Origin of the sequence: Paracoccus sp. R12_2 (genome assembly GCF_017744015.1) — a bacterium.
Taxonomy (GTDB): Bacteria; Pseudomonadota; Alphaproteobacteria; order Rhodobacterales; family Rhodobacteraceae; genus Paracoccus.
The window spans coordinates 105,788-124,397 of the sequence record NZ_JAGHRA010000008.1 but is presented as its reverse complement, the minus strand read 5'-3'; the positions used below and the strand labels follow the sequence as shown (position 1 = coordinate 124,397).

The 18,610-nt window shown below is 64.8% G+C and carries 19 protein-coding genes; 2 read left to right on the top strand and 17 right to left on the bottom strand.

The window, feature by feature from the left end; all coding sequences use genetic code 11:
• Positions 1-88 precede the first annotated feature (88 nt).
• The 12 genes from J7359_RS11460 to J7359_RS11405 form a co-directional block, all read right to left on the bottom strand.
• Positions 89-1,246 carry a C45 family peptidase gene (locus tag J7359_RS11460; protein WP_209056780.1) on the bottom strand — a complete coding sequence of 386 codons (1,158 nt, stop codon included), beginning with the start codon at positions 1,244-1,246 and terminating at the stop codon, positions 89-91.
• A 1-nt stretch (position 1,247) separates the two neighbouring features.
• Positions 1,248-2,300, bottom strand: a complete 1,053-nt coding sequence (locus tag J7359_RS11455; RefSeq protein ID WP_209056779.1) for a PHB depolymerase family esterase — start codon at positions 2,298-2,300, stop codon at positions 1,248-1,250.
• Positions 2,301-2,324: 24 nt separating this feature from the next.
• Positions 2,325-2,741, bottom strand: coding sequence for a CopG family transcriptional regulator (locus J7359_RS11450; protein WP_209056778.1), 417 nt, complete (start codon positions 2,739-2,741; stop codon positions 2,325-2,327).
• A gap of 153 nt (positions 2,742-2,894) precedes the next feature.
• On the bottom strand, positions 2,895-3,650 hold the full coding sequence (locus J7359_RS11445; RefSeq protein WP_209056777.1) for a 5-oxoprolinase subunit PxpA: 756 nt from the start codon (positions 3,648-3,650) through the stop codon (positions 2,895-2,897).
• On the bottom strand, positions 3,650-4,669 hold the full coding sequence (locus tag J7359_RS11440) for a biotin-dependent carboxyltransferase family protein (RefSeq protein WP_209056776.1): 1,020 nt from the start codon (positions 4,667-4,669) through the stop codon (positions 3,650-3,652). Before J7359_RS11440 ends, J7359_RS11445 begins: the two co-directional genes overlap by 1 nt.
• Positions 4,666-5,406, bottom strand: a complete 741-nt coding sequence (locus tag J7359_RS11435; RefSeq protein WP_209056775.1) for a carboxyltransferase domain-containing protein — start codon at positions 5,404-5,406, stop codon at positions 4,666-4,668. The genes J7359_RS11440 and J7359_RS11435 overlap by 4 nt, the downstream gene beginning before the upstream one ends.
• Entirely contained in the window at positions 5,403-6,071 is a 669-nt protein-coding gene (locus tag J7359_RS11430) for a DUF2848 domain-containing protein (RefSeq protein ID WP_209056774.1), read from the bottom strand. The genes J7359_RS11435 and J7359_RS11430 overlap by 4 nt, the downstream gene beginning before the upstream one ends.
• A gap of 15 nt (positions 6,072-6,086) precedes the next feature.
• Positions 6,087-7,370, bottom strand: coding sequence for a TRAP transporter large permease (locus tag J7359_RS11425; RefSeq protein ID WP_209056773.1), 1,284 nt, complete (start codon positions 7,368-7,370; stop codon positions 6,087-6,089).
• Positions 7,367-7,912, bottom strand: a complete 546-nt coding sequence (locus J7359_RS11420) for a TRAP transporter small permease (protein WP_209056772.1) — start codon at positions 7,910-7,912, stop codon at positions 7,367-7,369. Before J7359_RS11420 ends, J7359_RS11425 begins: the two co-directional genes overlap by 4 nt.
• Positions 7,913-7,928: 16 nt before the next feature.
• Positions 7,929-8,963, bottom strand: a complete 1,035-nt coding sequence (locus J7359_RS11415) for a TRAP transporter substrate-binding protein (RefSeq protein WP_209056771.1) — start codon at positions 8,961-8,963, stop codon at positions 7,929-7,931.
• A gap of 21 nt (positions 8,964-8,984) precedes the next feature.
• Positions 8,985-9,800, bottom strand: coding sequence for a putative hydro-lyase (locus tag J7359_RS11410; RefSeq protein ID WP_209056770.1), 816 nt, complete (start codon positions 9,798-9,800; stop codon positions 8,985-8,987).
• Positions 9,801-9,893: 93 nt separating this feature from the next.
• Positions 9,894-10,793 (bottom strand): LysR family transcriptional regulator, encoded by a 900-nt coding sequence (locus tag J7359_RS11405; protein WP_209056769.1) that lies wholly within the window; start codon positions 10,791-10,793, stop codon positions 9,894-9,896.
• Between the two features lie 229 nt (positions 10,794-11,022).
• Between J7359_RS11405 and J7359_RS11400 the strand changes: the two genes are divergently transcribed.
• Both J7359_RS11400 and J7359_RS11395 read left to right on the top strand, forming a co-directional pair.
• Entirely contained in the window at positions 11,023-12,468 is a 1,446-nt protein-coding gene (locus J7359_RS11400; protein WP_209056768.1) for a YadA-like family protein, read from the top strand.
• A 53-nt stretch (positions 12,469-12,521) separates the two neighbouring features.
• Positions 12,522-12,950, top strand: coding sequence for a hypothetical protein (locus tag J7359_RS11395; RefSeq protein ID WP_209056767.1), 429 nt, complete (start codon positions 12,522-12,524; stop codon positions 12,948-12,950).
• 42 nt (positions 12,951-12,992) lie between these two features.
• Here J7359_RS11395 and J7359_RS11390 read toward each other — a convergent pair whose 3' ends face one another.
• From J7359_RS11390 to J7359_RS11370, 5 genes are read right to left on the bottom strand one after another with little or no spacing between them, the layout of a single operon-like run.
• Complete coding sequence (locus tag J7359_RS11390; protein WP_209056766.1) at positions 12,993-13,874, bottom strand: 2-oxo acid dehydrogenase subunit E2; 882 nt, start codon at positions 13,872-13,874, stop codon at positions 12,993-12,995.
• 8 nt (positions 13,875-13,882) lie between these two features.
• Positions 13,883-15,307: an NAD-dependent succinate-semialdehyde dehydrogenase gene (locus J7359_RS11385; RefSeq protein WP_209056765.1), complete on the bottom strand. Its 1,425-nt coding sequence runs from the start codon at positions 15,305-15,307 to the stop codon at positions 13,883-13,885.
• A 17-nt stretch (positions 15,308-15,324) separates the two neighbouring features.
• Positions 15,325-16,626 carry a biotin/lipoyl-containing protein gene (locus J7359_RS11380; RefSeq protein ID WP_209056764.1) on the bottom strand — a complete coding sequence of 434 codons (1,302 nt, stop codon included), beginning with the start codon at positions 16,624-16,626 and terminating at the stop codon, positions 15,325-15,327.
• Entirely contained in the window at positions 16,616-17,611 is a 996-nt protein-coding gene (locus J7359_RS11375) for an alpha-ketoacid dehydrogenase subunit beta (RefSeq protein WP_209056763.1), read from the bottom strand. Before J7359_RS11375 ends, J7359_RS11380 begins: the two co-directional genes overlap by 11 nt.
• A gap of 12 nt (positions 17,612-17,623) precedes the next feature.
• Complete coding sequence (locus J7359_RS11370; protein ID WP_209056762.1) at positions 17,624-18,601, bottom strand: thiamine pyrophosphate-dependent dehydrogenase E1 component subunit alpha; 978 nt, start codon at positions 18,599-18,601, stop codon at positions 17,624-17,626.
• Positions 18,602-18,610: the final 9 nt, after the last annotated feature.

Here is an 18,610-nt window from a genome sequence, read left to right as displayed (position 1 = left end):
CTGCTGCCGGGCGCAACCCAGACATGAATCGTGAATCGGCGCCGTGATCACTGCCGTCCAACGCTCGGGCCGTCACAAGTGCCGTGTCTTACCCGGCGGCCCGTCCCGCGTCCCTGATGCACCGACCAGACCCAGCCGACTGCGGAAGATAGTGCTGTATTGCCCTGCCCGCCCCGCGCGCATAGTCCTGCGCCAGCCTGTTCCAATCGATCCGCGCCGCGTGCGCCCAATCGACTGCCGGCGATGGGCTGCCGGGTGCAACCGGGGCTGCTGTCGCGGCATCATAGCGAATTTCGCGACATCCCTCGCGGAAATCCGACAAGGTCTGCGTCCAGCGTTCTTCGGGCCACGCAAGGCAAAGCCTGCCTGCGCCCGGATCGTATTCGGCGGTGAACAGCGTCCCGAACCCCTCGGCGTATCGATTCTGCCGCAACGGCGGCAGCAGGAAATCATCCAGCATTTCCGACGGTCGGATCGAAAGGCCAGCCAGATGTTCGTGGCGCTGGTGCGACCTCGTGAACGCAGCACGATCCGCAGGCTGGGTGCCATGCTGGTGGTTCGTCGCGATCGCACCGGGCATCACCTTTGCGCCGCCACCGGGCGACAGCTCGACACTGGCCGTCCGACCGCCAGCGTCTGCCAGCACGACATTATAGGCCATGTGGGACGGCACGCGGGCCAATACCGCAAGGGCCTGGCCCACGGTCTCGCAGGTTTCCAGAACATAGCGCAGGATTGTGGTGATGCCGAATCCACTGCCGGTCTGGGATCGGCCACCATAGGCCAGCGCCACGCAAAGCCCCGCCGCGTTGATCCCGTCAGACAGGCCCCAGATGAATTCGACCATTCCCATGACGGGCCGCCCGGTCCATTCGCTGCGCAGCAAAAGCCCTTCGTTCAGGTCGGGCGACAGGTCATAGTTCCGGACCAGGCGCGTCTCGACCCCGTCGGAAAGTGCCGCCAGAGAACATCCGCCAAGATAGCGCGGCGGGTTCCACGTTGCCAGGAACCGCGCCGCCCGGTCAGATCCGCCGGCAATCAGGACAAGGCGATCATAGACCGGCAGCAATTCCGGCATATGATGTTTCAACGCCGCCCGGCACTCGGCGCGCGAAGGACCGTCATCGCCGCCGCGGGCGACGAACCAGGCCTCGTATGCGGGCCAGGACCTGTCCCAGCGGGCACGCCATTTCGGCCCTGGCAATGCCTCGTTCACGGCATCGAAAGTCAGTGACATAGCGGTCATCTCAGGCTCCGTTCTCGGGCTGCTGAAGGAAGAATCGAACCATTTCGGCGCTGGCGTCAGGGCCAGCCGGATCGGTATAAGAACCGCCGACCTGTCCGCCCGACCAAGCATGGCCCAGCCCGCCGATCGTCCAGGATTCCAGCAACGCCACGCCGTCTGCGGTCTCGGTGATGTCGCGGGTGAACCGACGCCCGTTGCGCTGGCCTTCTTCCGTCCTTGCCAGCGTCTGCCGCGGACCCGCGCTGACAACGTCATCCGCAATCCGCCTACCGTTGGACAGATGAACGGTGTGATCGGCGTCGCCGTGAAAGACGATGGTGCGCGGGACACGATCCGCCGTGTGGCGGGGACGCATCTCGGGCGCGTTTCCGGCCATGGCCGCAAAGGCCGAGGACACATCCTTCGCGGCGCCGAATGGAAGGCCCGAATGCACCCCGATGGCCGCGAAGACATCGTCATAGGTCTGGCCCAGAATGACCGCCATCGCCGCCCCCGCCGACAAGCCCGCCACGTATGTCCGCCCCGCCGGCACGGAATGCTGCGCGGCCACGTGCGCCGCCATCCCTGCCAGGATCGCAGGCTCGCCCCGTCCGCGCCGCTGATCCCCCGGGCTGAACCAGTTCCAGCAGGATTGCGCGTTGTCGCCACGCGATTGCTGCGGATAGACGACGATGAGCCCATGCGTTTCGGCCAAGGCGTTCATTCCGGTTCCAGTCGCGAAATCGCGATGTGTCTGCGTGCATCCATGCAGCATCATCACGACACCGCTGGCACCATTTGTTGCACTGGCAGGCACATAGATCAGGTATTCGCGGCTGCCCGCATCGCAGGTGAACCGTTCATCGGTGAAACTGGCCCCGGGTACCAACGGTGCCGCCGCGGGGGCTGCGCCCGCATGCCGCAGCATCGCGTCGGGTAGGCCGGACATCACCGACCCGCCGACATCCTGCATCAGACCGTGCTGCGACAGGGTGCGGCGCACAAGATCGTTCGCCGACGCAAGGCGCGCGGCATCGATCGCCCGGTGCGGAGCACCGGCGAGAAGTCTTTTCATGTCATGTTTCCTTGTGAAATTCGCCTAGCGGATGCGATCCGCCAGGGCCGTCCTGACCTCGGCGCTGGCCTGCAACGCCCCCAGCACGGTGATCGAGCCGATGGCCGCGCGTGCCAGTTCGGGCGTCACGTCGGACGCGATGCGCGCCAGACCGACGACCTTGACGTGCAGCACTTCGCCAGCGTCGCGCAGCGCCTCAAGCTCGACCCGGCCATAGTCGTGCAGCCCCAGTTCCATCGTGTGCCGTTCGATCGAACGGGCGACGACCTCTCCGTGGCTGTCCAGCTGGTTGCGGATCGCGGTGCGAATGAAATCGCTGCGGTTGGAATAGAAGCCTTCCTGCACCAGAAGATCGATCCGGCCCAGATCGACAAAGCCCAGATTAAGGGTGACCTTTTCGCTTTCCGGCGTCTTGTCGCGAAGCTGTCTGATGTTGCTCATTACAATTCTCCATCCACATGGATGGTATATGGAGTATATTCGCCAACTGACAAGGCCGCGCAGACAGGACCATCATTTCTTTATCAGTCGCGCGTCCGGGCGATCCTCGACTTTCCCGTGCCAAGGGTTTTCCCCGTTCCGCCTGACGGCAGGTCAGCCGAACCTGTTGAGATTGATCCCGGCATCACCCAGCGTCTGTCGCAGGCTGCTGGCGAATGCGACCGCATCCGGACCGTCGCCATGAATGCACACCGTATCGATCCGGCAGGGTATCCGCTTGCCGTTCACGCTGTGGATCGACTGGTCGCGCAGCATGGCGATGATCCGGTCCGCGGCAGCAGTCGGATCGTGCAACACCGCGCCGGGCTTGCTGCGATCGACCAGGAACCCGTCATCCTCGTAGGCGCGGTCGGCAAAGATCTCGGCGGCGACGGTCGCGCCCAGATCGCGAGCGGCGGCCTCCATCGCGGTGCCTGCCAATGCCACGATGATCAGGTCCGGATCGACGCGCAACGCGGCGGCAAAGCAGGCCCGCGCCATGTCTGCGTCGCCGGACGCCATGTTCGACAGCGCACCGTGCAGTTTCAGATGCCTGATCCGTGCGCCCGATTGCGCCGCGACACCCCGCGCGGCACCAAGCTGATAGGCGATCATGTTCCCAAGCTCATCGCCCGACAGGCTGATGCGGCGGCGTCCGAACCCCTGAAGGTCGTGGAAACCGGGATGCGCGCCGATCCCCACCCCCGCCGCGACCGCCATTCGCATCGTCCTTGCCATCACGTCAGGATCGCCCGCATGAAACCCGCAGGCGATATTCGCCGAGGTCACAAGATCCAGCAGCGCACGATCGTTTCCCATGGACCAAGCACCATAGCTTTCGCCCATGTCGGCATTCAGGTCGATCTGCATCAGTCGTCTTCCAGTTCGCGGCCCGCGGTCACACCGCCGACCAGTTGATAGGACAGCAGATCCGCGATCATCGCTGGATCGCGGATCAGGTTGCGGCACCGTCCGGCTGCCTCGCGCAGCATGTCGGTCTGGTCCCGATACGAGTACGCTGCCTGTTCCAGTGTCAATCGTCGAAACCGCAATCTCGCGCCCGGCGCGGTCTGCGCCATGCGCGGCAGATCGGCGGGGATGATCTGACCGATTCGGGGATAGCCGCCCATCGTCTGACATTCCGACATCAGCACAAAGGGCAGCCCGTCGCCCGTCATCTGCAGATCGCCCGGCCCGATCATGTCGGAGGCCAGCCCCGCCGCATGATCCGTCGTGAACCGGGCATCGGCGTCAAGCTGAATCCCCTGGCGATTGCCGCGACCGCCGCGGATGAATTCGGTCGCGTAGAACGCATCAAGCACCTCGTCATCGAACAGCGCGGTCTGCGGACCATCCATGACGCGCAGCGCGCCGCCGTGAAACCGTGCCTCTGCCTCGATGATCCGGGACGGGGCTTCGGGCGCGGGATCTTCGCCACAGGGCAGCGTCTGGCCTGCAGTCAGCGCGGCACCGATGCCTATGGTCAGATGGGCGGCCCGGCTGCCCAGCCACGCAGGCGTCTGCAGCCCACCAGCTGGGGTCAGATATCCATGCACGCCAGCCTGCAGGGCGCCGATCCGCAGATCCTGTTCGGGCAGAACAAGATGGCTTGCGTGCCAGCGCAGCGGCGCGCCATCCAGCGTCGCGATCATCGGCGCACCGGTCAGCGCGATGCGCGTCGGAGCAGAGACCGAGAACTGCCCCCCCCCGGCGCCAGCCATCTCGATCGCGGCCAGAGGGGACTTGGCCCCCAGCAGGGCCGCTGCCTCGATCAGCGCCAGCCGGTCCATCGCGCCGCCACGCGAAAGCCCCTGCGCCAGATGACCCGGACGCCCCATGTCCTGGACCGTCAGGATGCCATCCGCCTTCCTGATCGTCAGGGTGGTCATTCCAGCGTCTCCAGCACGGCACCGCCCAGCCCATCCGCAGCACTGGACAGCGACCGCATCTCGTCACCGGACACGGGCCGATAACGGATCGCGTCACCGGCGCGCAACGGCATCGGCGGATTGCGGTCGGGCACGAAAGTCCGAAATCCGCTGCACGCCACCTGACGCCAGCCGGTCGCCGATTCCGCCCCGAACATCACGATCTGCCGCACGGCCACGACCACAGCGCCGGCAGGGACGCGCGGGTTGAGGTCGGCCATGCGTGGCAGGTTCCATGCCTCGGGCAGCAGTCCGATATAGGGCTGGCCCGGCGCGAACCCGATGGTCAGGACATGCAGATCGGCGTTGCACAGCTGATCGATCGCCTGTTGTTGCGACAACCCCAATCTATCGGCCACGTCGGCCAGATCAGGGCCGTGTTCACCCCCGAACGCCGCCGGGATCGTCCAGCGGCGCAGGGCATCGGGCGCATCGGGCGCGCGATCGGCAATGGCGCGCGCGCGGGAAGCCAGCGACCTTGCCAGATCGTCGCGATCGACACGCGCCGGATCAAAGCGCAGCAGAACCGATACAAGCGCAGGCGCGACCTCGACCGCGCCAGCGGGTGTGTCCGTTTCAAGCTGCCGGGCCATGACCTGCGCCGCAGCCATCGCCTGCGGGTCGGGCCGCAGCGCGAAGCGGATCAGAAATCCATCAACGCCAGCGGGCAGAACCTGCGGTGTGGATGCGACGGTCATTCGACCTCGGGCAGAACTTGGGTCGCGTATTCGTGGACGATCTGCCGTTCCGTGACCGCATCGCGCATCCGCATCCGGAACCGTGTCGCGGCGCGCACGCCGCCGATCGCACCGAATGTGCCGCACATCATCGCCACCGGCGCGCCTTGCGCCAGCCGATCCAGCCCCGCGCCGTCGATCAGATCCTGCAATGGCCGGATCGATGCAAGCGTCCCGGACTGGTAGGCCACCCAATCGCCGCCCTCGTGGATCCAGCTTTCAAGGATCAGATCCTCCAGCCGGTCGGCCACACTGTCCCAGTCCCACAGATCGGTCGCACAGGGTTTGGCGCAGACCTGCTTCGACATGGCGACGGAATGCGCCTCAAGCGCGCGGTCGGTATGATCGGAGCCCAGCCCCAGCCAGCGGCGGTCGCCGTACTGGATGATCATCGGTTCGACTTCGCCCGATGAGGCCGGGCCGACCGCCTGGATTTCGTCCGCCGTGGTCAGCAGCGACGCTGCCACGCGATAGAACAGCGGCGTGGCCGAGGGCGGTTTGACACCCAGCGCGGCCAGTTCGTCGATATGATGCTGGATGGCCTCCTGGTTGCGGCCGGTCCAGCCCGCGATGATCAGATTGGCGGGGGTCAGGTCCAGCACATTGCCGCTGACGGTGAATTGCATGAACTCGGTCCTTTCCTACAGAATCGAAGGCAGCCAAAGCGCCAGTCCCGGCAGGGCGATCAGCGCCGCGATCATGCAGATCATCACCAGCACATAGGGAATGGCACCCATGATCACATCGTTGATCGACCCGGATTTGCGCGCGCCCTGCACGACGAACAGGTTGAGGCCCACGGGCGGCGTGATCAGCGCCATCTCGATCAGCACGATCATCAGCACGCCGAACCAGACCTTGTCATACCCCAGACCCGCCATGATCGGCACGACGATCGGAATGGTCGCGACCATCAGTGACAGGGTTTCGATGAAGAAGCCCAGCACCAGATACAGCGCGATGACCAGCAGCAGCGTGCCGAAGGGCGACAGGCCGGATCCCTCGATCATCTCGGTCAGCTGCCGCCCCAGCCCGGCCGACGTCATCGCGAAATTCAGGAAGGATGCACCGGCCACGACAAGCATGATCATGGCAGAGATGCGGATCGTGCCATGCAATGCCTGGCCAAGGGCGCGCGAACCCAGGCCGTCGCCCAACAGGATCGCGATCAGCGCGGCCATCACCACGCCGATTGCGGCGCTTTCGGTCGGCGTGGCCCAGCCCGCATAGATCGAACCGATGACCACGGCGAACAGCAGCACGATCGGCACAAGCTGGATCAGGCTGCGCATCCGCTGACCCCAGCTGAATCCGCGCGTCTGACCGCCAAGATGCGGCCGCAGGGCGCAGATCGCCGCAGTCACTGCGATAAAGGCCAACGCCATCAGCAGCCCCGGGATCAGCCCGGCCGAAAACAGTCGCGGGATCGAGGTTTCGGTCAGGAACCCATAGACGATCAGGTTGATCGACGGCGGGATCAGGATGCCAAGCGTGCCACCCGCCGCGATGGCGCCCGAAAACAGCCGCGGATCATAGTTCAGCTTTTCGGCCTGCGGCATGGCGACGGTCGCGACCGTCGCGGCCGTCGCCACCGACGATCCCGACGTGGCCGAAAACATCGTCGCGGTGGCGATGTTCGCGTGAACCAGCCCACCCGGCAGCCAGGACAGCCATTTGTCCAGCGCCGCATAGGTCCGCGACGCGACGCCCCCCCGCACCAGGATTTCGCCCAGAAGGACGAACAGCGGTATGGCGATCAGCGTCGAGGAGTTCGAGGCCGACCAGATCACCTGACCCAGTCCGCGCAACAGCGGGAAGGCGGAATAGAACTCACCCACGCCGATGCCCAGAATGAACAGGACGATGCCCACCGGAATCGACAGGGCCATCAGGCCCAGAAGGGAAATCGCAACGGTCCAGATCATTCGTCCAACTCCGATCCCATGCCGATTGCCGCGTCGAATTCCTGACGGCGGCGCGCGGCAAGATGGAACACTCCGATCAGGCTGAGGGCCGTCGCGGTCAGTGCGAACCACAGCCAGCCCGAGAACCAGATCCCCTGCGGAATCCACAAGGGTGTCTCCAAGGGCGTGTTCGCGCGCGAGCCCCGCTCCAGCGTCTTTTGCAGCACTGGCCAGCAATGCCACGCGATCAGCAGCACGACACCGTTGGTGACGATCATCGCGAACAGATCCATCGCCGCCTGCGCCGGCGGCGCAAGTCGCTGGCGCAGCACGTCGATACGGACATGCGCCCGTTCCACCAGCGCACAGGCCAGCCCCCAGCTGGCAACAGCCGCCATGACATAGCCCGACACCTCGTCCGACCCGCCAAGCGACCCCAGGCTGAACTTGCGCAGGATCACATCGGCCAGGATGAAGACGACGGTCAGCAGAAGCGCGACCCCAAGGATCAGCGCGACGATGCGGTTGGCGCGTCCCAGCGCGTCATGCAGTCGATCGGTCATGGCGGCTTGTCCTGACCTACTTGATCGACACGCCGACGGCCTGGCCGACGGAATCGTTCCAGCGCGCGGCCCATTCGTCGCCCGCACGTTCGGCCCAGTCCGGCAGCACGTCGTCGGTCAGGATCTGCCGCGCGGCGGCGACGTCGTCATCGGACGGCTCGACCAGCGTCATCGACGCCGCCTCGCCCGAGGCGCACTCGCCCTGCCCCGTCAGGCAGGCGATGTCGTTTTCCAGGCCGCCCTTGGCGGCGTCCCAGGCCGGACCTTCCAGCCCATCGGCAACGGCGGATTTCAGCATCTGCTGCTGGTCCTGGGACAACCCGTCAAAGCGATCCGCGTTCATGGCGATCACGACCGAATCCCAGCCGCCAAGCGGCAGCGTCATCAGCGTGTCCGACACTTCCCACCATCCGGCGGAATATCCCGACCCCGCACCGGTCACCGCGCAGTCGATCACCCCGCGTTCCAGCGAACCGGGCACCTCGGAGAAGGCGATATTGATGCCCTCGGCACCCAGCGCCTCGAGAAATTTCGTGGTCATGCGGCCCGATCCACGGACCTTCTTGCCCTCAAGATCGGCCAGCGCCCCGACCTCGCCCTTGCAGAAGACGACTTGCGGCGGATAGGGCGCGATGCCCAGCACCTCGGCGCCAAAGCGATCCCGCATGATGTCGTCTACCATCGGGCGGGCGGCCTCGACCATCGCGCGGGCTTCGGCGGGCGTGGTGGCGACCAGCGGCACGTCCAGACCCTCAAGTTCCGGCGCATCGCCCACGGTATAGTCAGCGACGGTCGAGCCGACATCGAAGACGCCGTCGCCCAACATCCGATAGACATCCGAACCGGCGATGCCCATCTGGTCAAAGCTGGTCAGTTGCGCCGTGAATTCCCCGCCGGTCATCTCGGGCAGTTTTTCGGTCCAGAACGGGGTCTCGAAATCCTGATACAACGGCAGGTTCGACCAGCTTCCGACGACAGCCAGTTCTTCGGCCATCGCAGGCACGGGCAGCAGTGCACAGCTGGTCAGCAAGGCAAGGGTGGTGCGTTTCATCGTTTCTCTCCTGTTGATTCTTTATTGGTTTACGCCGGTCAGCCGCGCCTCTGCGCGACTGGCCGGGATGTCGGTGACCAGCATGTGGCCGGGTGCGTGCGTGATCGCAAGCGCCGGACGGGCCGAGACCATCGCCGCCTGCGGAGTGACGCCGCAGGCCCAGAAGACGGGAATATCGCCGGGCCTGATATCCGGCGCGTCGCCGTAGTCGGGGGCCATGACGTCGGCGATGCCGATCTGCGCGGGATCGCCCAGATGGATCGGCGCGCCATGGGCCAATGGCATCCGGGCGCAGATCTGCACGGCCTCGATCGCGTCCGCCGCGGGCATCGGACGCAGGCTGACCACGACCGGCCCGCCGAAACGGCCTGCCGGACGTGTCGCAAGGCTGGTGCGATACATCGGCACGTTTCGCCCCGCATCCTGATGCCGGACGGGGATGCCCGCACGGGTCAGCGCATCCTCGAAGCTGAAGGAACATCCCAGCGCGAATGACACCATGTCATCCTGCCACAGATCGGCGATCTGCGAAGGCTCATCGGTCAGTTCGCCGTGCCGCCAGACGCGATAGCGTGGCACATCGTGACGCAGGTCGATCCCCTCACCCAGTGAAGGCAGCGCCGGATCGCCCGGCGCACCCACCGCAAGCAGCGGGCACGGCCGCGGGTTCGACTGGCAGAAACGCAGAAAGTCGGCGGCTTCGGCGCCGGGAAGGATGACGATATTGGCCTGCAGCGCATCCCCGCCCATGCCCGCCGTCGGCCCCGCAAAGCCACCGCTGCGGATCTGTTCGCGCAGATCGCGCGGTGAGGGCACGGCGTTCGGGGTGCAGGGCATCGCCAGATCTCCTTGTCGTTCATACAAGGAAACTGCAAAATGTCATATCTAATCAACAGTTCATTAATAGCCAGTATTGATCTGATTTCGGCATCAATTGGACCCCGCCTCGATGGCGGCGCGGGTCAGTTCCCGGCCAATTTCGTCATTCCGTTCCGGCATGTAGCAGATGGCGAAGTCCAGATCCGGCAAGCGCGCCTCGGGCCGGGTCCTGATCTCTTCGATGCCGGCATGCGGCCATGCCCGGACGATGTCATGCGGAATGGTCCCGATGCCGAATCCCTGGCCGACAAGGTGCAGGACCGTGGCAAGCGAGGCCGATCCGTGAACGGCGACCGCCTGCCTGCGGCCAGGGGACAGAAGATCAAGCACCCGCCTGTGCGGCAGCGTCGTCTTGGGAAAGGACACGATGGGTTGCGCCGCCAGATCGTCGATCCCAGCCGGGCTTGGCAGCGAAAAATGCACCGGGGACGCGAACCATCCAAGCGTCACGGGCGGCAACGGTGTCATATGGATGCCGCGCGGCGCCTGATCGCGCATCATGATCGCCACATCCAGATCGTCGCCGGACAGCATCTGCGCCATCTGTTCCGAGGTATCGACCGATATCTCGAAACGCAGCTGCGGGTGCCGCGCGCGCAGATCGGTCAGCAGGCGGGGCAGGATCGTGTGGGTCATCGTCTCGGCAACGCCCAGCCTGACGACCCCCGCCATCACGCCCTGGGTCAGTTCACCAAGGATCCTGTCGCGTTGCGCCATCAGGATCTCTGCCTCTTCAACCAGACGCCGTCCGGCGGCAGTCAGCCGCACACCGCGTCCGTCACGTTCGAAGATCGTGATCCCCATGCGGCTTTCCAGGTGCCTGACCCGACGCGAAATAGCCGATTGCGCCAGCCCCGTCGCATCCGAGGCGGCCCTGAACCCACCATGGCGCACAATCGCGCGGATGATGTCGATATCCCGAAAACCGAACATTCCATCGACGTTGCGCATCAGCTTGCAACGGCGTCAAGCACGCCATGCCAACGGCCTTCCGCAACCGGCTGCCGAAGTTGCGTCGCGCGCGATGATGGAAAACCCTAGCCGCATCAGGGGTCACGCGGCCGTCACACAAGCAAAAAATTGAAAAACATATTGCCAGTGTGCATCCAAACCGCATTCCCGAGGCGTATCCATCCCCGGAGGACGTTTCGTCCGCCGGGATTCAGATGGAGGAACTAACATGTCGACCTATGAAATCTTTCGGCTCAGCCCACGGCGCCTTTACGGCACCGCCGCGGTAATCGCATTGCTCGCCTCGGCCGGAACGGCACGGGCCGATGCCACCCCCGAATGCAATACCGGCGCGGGCATGAACTCGGCCGAGTGCGGCGTCAACACCACTGCTGACGGTGATTTCTCGGTCGCGATCGGTGATCAGTCGGTCACTGATACGACCGCGGTCGATGGTGTAGCGATCGGCTCGGAGGCTTCGGTCACGGGTCCCTCCACGACGGCTGTCGGCGGTGAAACCGTTGCAACCGGCCCCGGCGCCTCTGCCATTGGTTGGCAGTCCATGGCCACCGCCGAACGCGCACAGGCCTTCGGGCATCTGGCGACAGCGCAGGGCGTGCGTTCGCTGGCCGTCGGTGAAAACGCCGATGCGCAAAGCGACCTGTCTACCGCCATCGGCAACGAAAGCATTGCGAACGGCACCGACGCGCTGGCCGTCGGCGACACCGCGGCAGCCAATGGCCCCTCGACAACGGCCATGGGCGGCGAATCCGTTGCCACCGGCCCCGGCGCCTCTGCCATCGGCTGGCAGTCCATGGCCACCGCCGAACGCGCACAGGCCTTCGGGCATCTGGCGACCGCGCAGGGCGTGCGTTCGCTGGCCGTCGGTGAAAACGCCGACGCGCAAAGCGACCTGTCAACCGCCATCGGCAATGAAAGCATCGCGAACGGCACCGACGCGCTGGCGCTTGGCGATACGGCGATGGCCAACGGCACCTCGACCACGGCAATCGGCGGCGAATCCGTTGCCATGGGTCCGGGCGCGACGGCACTGGGCTGGCAATCGGCGGCAACGGCCGAACGGGCACAGGCCTTCGGGCATCTGGCGCAGGCGACGGGTGTGCGGTCCACCGCAGTTGGCGAGGCGGCGGCTGCCGCGGGTGCGCGATCCATCGCAGTGGGCGATCAGGCCTCGGCGACAGGTGACAACTCGGTCGCCATCGGCGCCGGCGCAGAGGCGACCGGCGACAACCAGTTCGTGCTGGGCAACACAAGCAACACCTATCGCGCAGCCGGCATCGCCTCCGAAGCCAGCCTTGCGGCGCAGTCAGGTGCGGTCGGCGTGGTCACCTCGGACGCGCAGGGCAACCTTGCCGTCGATCGTTCGCTTGGCACTGCGATGGGATCTCTCAGCAATTCGATCCGGTCGAATTCCAGGCAGATCGAGGACAACAAGGAAGGTATCGCCATGGCGATGGCGCTGGATGCGCCCTATGTCCCCGAGGACCGGACCTTTGCGGTGTCGGCCGGGCTGGGCAGCTTCGAGGGCAGTCAGGCCATTGCAGCCTCGATGGGCTATCGCTTCAACGCCAATACCCAGTTTGACGCGGGCATCACCTACGGTATGGATCGTGACCAGATCGGTGGTCGAATTGGTGTGACATACGCGTGGTAAGACATATCGCAACGATACTTCTGGGGGCGCTGCTGCTTGCGGCGTCCCCTTTCATGGCCGGAAACGTCAATGCGCAGTCGCAGGCCGATGCGCCTCTGGTCGAGGAAAGCTACGCGACCGCCGTGGTCCGCGACGTCCTGACGGCGGTCAATCATGGCAACTGGACAGGCAACTACACGGTCCTGCGCGACTATGCGTCGCCGGATTTCGCGCTGACCAACGACCCGACGCGCCTTGCCGGGCTGTTCACGCAGTTGCGCGCGCAACGGCTGGATCTGCTGCCTGTGCTTGTCACAGATCCCGTTCTGCTGCGAACGGACCTGGCCGAACAACAGTCCCAGATGCGTCTGACCGGTTATTTCCCGCTGCAGCCGCAACATGTCAGCTTTGATCTGACCTTCGAGCGCGAGGGATCGCGCTGGCTGCTGCTGGCGATCTCGGTCGGGGCGTTCGATCCGATCGAGCCTGGCGAAGCCGAATAGCCCGGCCCGACCCTTCGCAGCACCCGTTGTTCCGGCATGACGTCATGACACGATCATCCGGCGAGGATCGGCGATCAGCGCCGCATGATGGCAAAGAAAGCGCGCGGCCTCGGCCCCGTTGATCACCCGATGATCATAGCTGAGGTCCAGCGGAACCATCGGCACAGGTCTGGGAACCCCGTCATTCCAGACCGTGATCGTTTCCGTCCGCGTGATGCCAAGGATCGCCAGTTCTGGCGGATTCACGATGGGTGTGAACCCCGTGCCGCCGATCCCGCCCAGATTAGAGATGGTCATCGACGCGCCCGCCATTTCGTCCGGGCCAATCTTGCGTGCCTGCGCGCGGCCGGCAAGATCGGATATCTCTGCGGCAATCGCCCACAGGCCCTTGCGGTCCGCATCGCGAATGACAGGCACCATCAGTCCGTGTTCGGTATCGACCGCGATCGCGATATGAACATAGTCCTTGATGAAAAGGAACTGGCCGTCCGCCGACAGCGAGGCGTTGAACCGGGGATACGCGCGCAGACAGCGGGCCAGCGCCGCCACATGGAACGCCAGTGGCGTCAGCTTGATCCCACGGGCAGCCGCCTCGGCCTTCCACTGTCGGCGAAGCGACTCGATCGCGGTCACATCGGCGCGATCATGATGGGTGACCTGCGGAATCAGCGCATTGGACGCGGCAAGATTTGCTGCGGCAATTCTGGAAAACCGGCTGGTCGGCTGTTCGCTGACCGGGCCATGGGCGGCGTGATCAACATCCCAATAGGCAGAACCCGAAGGGCTGCCCATTGTGGTCTGCCCGGCATCAAGATCCTCGCGCGCGATACTGGTCCGGCCAAGGTCACGACCAAGCCGATCCAGATCGATTCCCTTCTCGCGTGCCAGCGCCCGAACCGAGGGCGGTGCGATTACATCCGTCATCCTGTCACCTACCAGCTTGCCGAGATATATTGCGTTTCCATGAATTCCTGCATGCCCTCGTGCCCGCCTTCACGCCCCAGCCCGGATTGCTTCACGCCTCCGAACGGCGCGGCGGGATCGCTGACAAGCCCACGGTTCAGTCCGACCATGCCATAATCCAGACGCTCGCAGACCTGCATGGCGCGCCTGAAATCGCGCGAGAAGACATAGGCCACAAGGCCGTATTCCGTGTCATTGGCGCGCCGGATCACGTCGTCCTGATCGGTAAAGGTCTGAATCGCGGCGACCGGGCCGAATATCTCGTCATGGACGCAATCGGCGGCTTCGGGGACACCCGACAGAACCGTGGGAGGGTAGAAGAAGCCCCGCCCCTCGGGAACCGATCCGCCGCATTCGATCCGTGCGCCCTTGGCAACTGCATCCCGGACGAGTTCAGCCACCTTGTCCCGCGTCGCCGCGTTGACCAGCGGCCCGACATCGACGGATGGATCGCTGCCGTCGCCCAGCCGCAGCGCGGACATGCGTTCGGTCAGACGGCGGGTAAATTCTGCCGCGATGGACGTGTGGACATAGATCCGGTTCGCTGCGGTGCAGGCCTCGCCCAGGTTGCGCATCTTCGCCTGCATCGTGCCGTCGATCGCCTCGTCCATGTCGGCATCGTCGAAGATGATGCAGGGTGCGTTTCCGCCCAGCTCCATCGCCGGTTTCAGCACTTGGTCCGCCGCCGATTTCAGCAGCTTGCGTCCCACGCCGGTCGACCCGGTGAAGCTGACCACCCGCACGCGCGGGTCGTGCAGCATGTGATCGACCAGCGCCCCCGTCCGGCGCGACGGCAGGACATTGACCAGACCGGGCGGAACGCCGGCCTCGGCCAGCAGCGGCATCAGTGCCAGCATGGTCAGAGGTGTCTCGGACGCCGGCTTGATGATGACGCCGCACCCAGCCGCCAGCGCCGGTGCGATCTTGCGCGTCCCCATCGCGGCAGGATAGTTCCAGGGCGTCACAAGGACCGCCAGACCCGCAGGCTTATGCTGGACGATGATCCGTGCGCCGGACGACGGGGCTCGGGTGATCATCCCATCGGCGCGAACCGCCTCTTCCGCGAACCACCGGAAGAATTCGGCGGCATAGGTGGCCTCGCCCATCGCGTCGGCGCGGGCCTTGCCATTTTCCAGGGTGATGAGGCGCGCGAAATCGTCAAGCCGGGCGGTCATCAGCTCCCACGCCTTGCGAAGCACTTCTGAACGCTGCCGCGGGGTCCGCGCGGTCCATTCCGCCATCGCACGCTCAGCGGCATCCAAAGCGGCATCGGCGTCCGCGATATCTGCCGAAGCAACCGAGGCCAGAACCTCTTCGGTTGCCGGGTTGATGACGTCGAACCGGTCGCTGGACTTCCGCCAGTCGCCATCGATGTAAAGGTCGGTATGTTTCATTTCGGCGTTTCCAGATGTCAAAGCAGGTGGCGAAGCGGCTGTTCCAGCCGACCTGCAAATTCGGTGAGAAGGTTGATCGCGTCGTCTGCGTCAAGCTGGGCAGAACTGCATTCCAGAGTGATCGACAGACCGCATCCGGCTGCCGTAATGGTCACCACGGGAACCTCTGCCGCGCCCATCTCGACATGCCGCAGGCGGCTGTCGCGCAGATCTCGAAGCAACAGCGCAGGGCGATCGTCGCTGCGCACGACTTGCGACAGATCAGGCCCTGCGGGCACGGAATAGCTGCGCTGCACGCCCAGTCGCTGGATGGCAACCACCGTCGTCCCGGACACGGGCAGGCAGGCACCGGCAAGACCGGCGAGGATCGCGTCGGGATCGGCCAGCCCCTGCAGGTCACGCGCCCATGAAACGAACTCGGTCAGGCCTTCTTCATCCAGCTCGGCTGTCAGGCGCTGAGCGGCGACCGCGGGCCCCGACGCCGCAGCGGGCAACGGCAAGGCCGCCAGCCTGTCCAGATCCGCTGCGTGATAGGGCTGCGGATGGCCCGCATCGACCAGCCGCGCAAGGTCCAGGCCGCGCTCGACCGCCAGTCGCCGCGCCTTCGGAGAGGCAAGGATACGGCCATCCTGCCTTGGTTGCGCGGATGCACGCGCGGTGACGGCCGCCGGCGAAGACGGTTTTTCTTCCGCGGCCTTCTTGGGCGCTGGGGCGCTTGGGGTTTCGTCGCCACCAACCTGAAAGCTGCGCGAGACGGGATTGTCCGGCCGGTCGGCGCTGATGATGGCGACCGCCGATCCGACGGGAACCGTCTCGCCCGCCTCGGCCAGCGTCGCGGCAAGATATCCGGCGGCGCCTGCCGGCACCTCCATCGTGCTCTTGTCGGTTTCGACCTCGAACAGGACATCGTCCTCGGCAACCTGATCGCCGGGGGCCTTCTGCCAGTTGACCAGCAGACCGCTGTCCTGCGCCATGCCAAGCTGCGGCATGGTGACTTCCCTACCCTTGGGCAACGCCGCTGTGGCCGATGCGCCCTGCGTGGCATCGGATTTCGGTTCGGTTTCACCCGCAGGCTCATCCGCGCTGTCGGTGATGCGCGCAATGATCTGACCGACGGGCACATCCTCGCCCGCCTCGGCCCTGACGCCTGTCAGAAACCCGTCCGCCTGCGCCTCGACCTCCATCGTGGCCTTGTCGGTTTCCACCTCGAACAGCGCATCGCCCCTGGACACGGCATCGCCCGGTTTCTTCAGCCACGAGACGATCTTGCCTGCATCCTGGGCCATGCCCAGTTGGGGCATGGTGACGTCATGCGGCATGGATCATCTCCCCGGCGCACAGCTTGCGCGCGTTCGCGGCGACAGCTTCGGGCGTCGGAACGGTCAGATCCTCAAGCGCAGGCGAGAACGGCACGGGCACGTCCATAGCCCCCATGCGCAGGACAGGCGCATCAAGATGATAGAACGCCTTCTCATTCAGCCTGCTGGCGATCTCTGCGGTGACGCCATAACTTTGGTGGCCTTCGTCGATGACGATGGCACGGCTGGTCTTTCGCACGCTGTCCAGCAATGTCTGCTCGTCCAGCGGCACGATCGTGCGCGGGTCGATGACTTCGGCCTCGATCCCCTCATTCGCCAGAATTTCGGCGGCCTTTTCCGCCACCTGAACCATCGACGATGTTGCGATCAGGGTGATGTCGCGCCCCTCGCGCTTGATGTTCGCCTGACCGAACGGGATCAGATATTCCTGTTCGGGGACCGGCGCCTTGTCCTGATACATCAGCTTGTCTTCGAAGATCACGACGGGGTTATTGTCGCGGATCGCGGTCTTCATCAGCCCCTTGGCCTCGTAGGCGGACGACGGCATCGCGACCTTCAGACCCGGAATATGCGCCACAAGCGCCTGCAGCGATTGCGAGTGCTGGGCCGCCGACCGGCGCGTTGCACCCAGATTTGTGCGCAGCACAAGGGGCACGTTCAGCTTGCCGCCCGACATGTAGTGGGTCTTGGCCGCCTGGTTGCACAGCTGATCCATGATCAGGAAGATGAAATCGCCGAACATCAGATCGACGATCGGACGGGCGCCGGTCATCGCCGCGCCGACGGCAATTCCCATGAAGCCCGGCTCGGCTATGGGCGTATCGATGACACGGTCCGTTCCGAATTCCTCGACCAGCCCGGACAGCACCTTGAAGGGCGTGCCCGCCTCGGCCACGTCCTCGCCGATGATGAAGGTCGTCGGGTCGCGGCGCATTTCCTCGGCCAGGGCCTCGTTGACGGCTTGCGACAGGGTGATCTCTCTCATCGTCTCTTCTCCTCAGGCCGCATAGACATGCATGTCGACTTCGGACGTGTCGGGATAGGATGCGGCCTCGGCATAGGCGACAGCATCGGCGGCATCCTTTTCGATCTCGGCATTGATGGCCTCGATCTCGTCCTCGCTAGCGACGCCCTGATCGACCAGCCAGGTGCGGAAGCGAACGATCGGATCGCGATTTTCGCGCCAGTCCTTCTCTTCCGCCTTGGAACGGTAATATTCCCGGTTGATGTCGCCGACATGGTGGCCGTGATATCGATAGGTTTCCAGTTCGACGAAGAACGGCCCTTCACCCTTGCGACAGCGGGCCACCAGCTTTTGCGCCAGTTCGTTCACCGCCAGGACATCCTGGCCATCGACCTTGAACGCCTCGATCCCGAATGCCTCGGCCCGCGCGGTGATCGAGCCTGCGGCGATTTCCTCGGTCCTGGTGTATTCGGAATAGCCGTTGTTCTCGCAGGCATAGATGACCGGCAGTTTCCACAGCGCGGCCATGTTCATCACCTCGTACATCAGGCCCTGAGCCGTCGCGCCATCACCGAAGAAACAGACCGTCACGTCGTCGGAACCCTGCAGCCTGGCACGCAGCGCGGATCCGGTCGCGATGCCCATCGACCCGCCGACGATGGCGTTTGCGCCAAGATTGCCGTGGCTTTGATCGGCGATATGCATCGAACCGCCCTTTCCCCGGCAATAGCCTTCGGCCTTGCCCAGCAATTCGCAGAACATCTTCTTGAAGTCGGCACCCTTCGCCACGCAGTGCCCGTGGCCGCGATGGGTCGATGTGATGCGATCATCATCGGTCAACGCTTCGCAGATACCGACGGCCACGGCCTCTTCGCCCGAATACATATGTGTCAGGCCCGGCATCTTCGCCGACAGGTAAAGCTGGTTTGCATTGTCCTCGAAGGTGCGGATGCGGACCATCTGGCGATACATCCGCAAGTAATCCTCGGTGTTTGTCTTGGCGCTGGCCATCTGGACCTC

Coding starts and splice junctions, on each gene's coding strand:
- J7359_RS11420 (WP_209056772.1), bottom strand. CDS start 7,912: ATGACCGATCGACTGCATGACGCGCTGGGACGCGCCAACCGCATCGTC.
- J7359_RS11455 (WP_209056779.1), bottom strand. CDS start 2,300: ATGAAAAGACTTCTCGCCGGTGCTCCGCACCGGGCGATCGATGCCGCG.
- J7359_RS11375 (WP_209056763.1), bottom strand. CDS start 17,611: ATGAGAGAGATCACCCTGTCGCAAGCCGTCAACGAGGCCCTGGCCGAG.
- J7359_RS11415 (WP_209056771.1), bottom strand. CDS start 8,963: ATGAAACGCACCACCCTTGCCTTGCTGACCAGCTGTGCACTGCTGCCC.
- J7359_RS11460 (WP_209056780.1), bottom strand. CDS start 1,246: ATGACCGCTATGTCACTGACTTTCGATGCCGTGAACGAGGCATTGCCA.
- J7359_RS11390 (WP_209056766.1), bottom strand. CDS start 13,874: ATGACGGATGTAATCGCACCGCCCTCGGTTCGGGCGCTGGCACGCGAG.
- J7359_RS11450 (WP_209056778.1), bottom strand. CDS start 2,741: ATGAGCAACATCAGACAGCTTCGCGACAAGACGCCGGAAAGCGAAAAG.
- J7359_RS11410 (WP_209056770.1), bottom strand. CDS start 9,800: ATGCCCTGCACCCCGAACGCCGTGCCCTCACCGCGCGATCTGCGCGAA.
- J7359_RS11425 (WP_209056773.1), bottom strand. CDS start 7,370: ATGATCTGGACCGTTGCGATTTCCCTTCTGGGCCTGATGGCCCTGTCG.
- J7359_RS11395 (WP_209056767.1), top strand. CDS start 12,522: ATGGCCGGAAACGTCAATGCGCAGTCGCAGGCCGATGCGCCTCTGGTC.
- J7359_RS11405 (WP_209056769.1), bottom strand. CDS start 10,793: ATGCGCAACGTCGATGGAATGTTCGGTTTTCGGGATATCGACATCATC.
- J7359_RS11445 (WP_209056777.1), bottom strand. CDS start 3,650: ATGCAGATCGACCTGAATGCCGACATGGGCGAAAGCTATGGTGCTTGG.
- J7359_RS11430 (WP_209056774.1), bottom strand. CDS start 6,071: ATGCAATTCACCGTCAGCGGCAATGTGCTGGACCTGACCCCCGCCAAT.
- J7359_RS11385 (WP_209056765.1), bottom strand. CDS start 15,307: ATGAAACATACCGACCTTTACATCGATGGCGACTGGCGGAAGTCCAGC.
- J7359_RS11440 (WP_209056776.1), bottom strand. CDS start 4,669: ATGACCACCCTGACGATCAGGAAGGCGGATGGCATCCTGACGGTCCAG.
- J7359_RS11435 (WP_209056775.1), bottom strand. CDS start 5,406: ATGACCGTCGCATCCACACCGCAGGTTCTGCCCGCTGGCGTTGATGGA.
- J7359_RS11380 (WP_209056764.1), bottom strand. CDS start 16,626: ATGCCGCATGACGTCACCATGCCCCAACTGGGCATGGCCCAGGATGCA.
- J7359_RS11370 (WP_209056762.1), bottom strand. CDS start 18,601: ATGGCCAGCGCCAAGACAAACACCGAGGATTACTTGCGGATGTATCGC.
- J7359_RS11400 (WP_209056768.1), top strand. CDS start 11,023: ATGTCGACCTATGAAATCTTTCGGCTCAGCCCACGGCGCCTTTACGGC.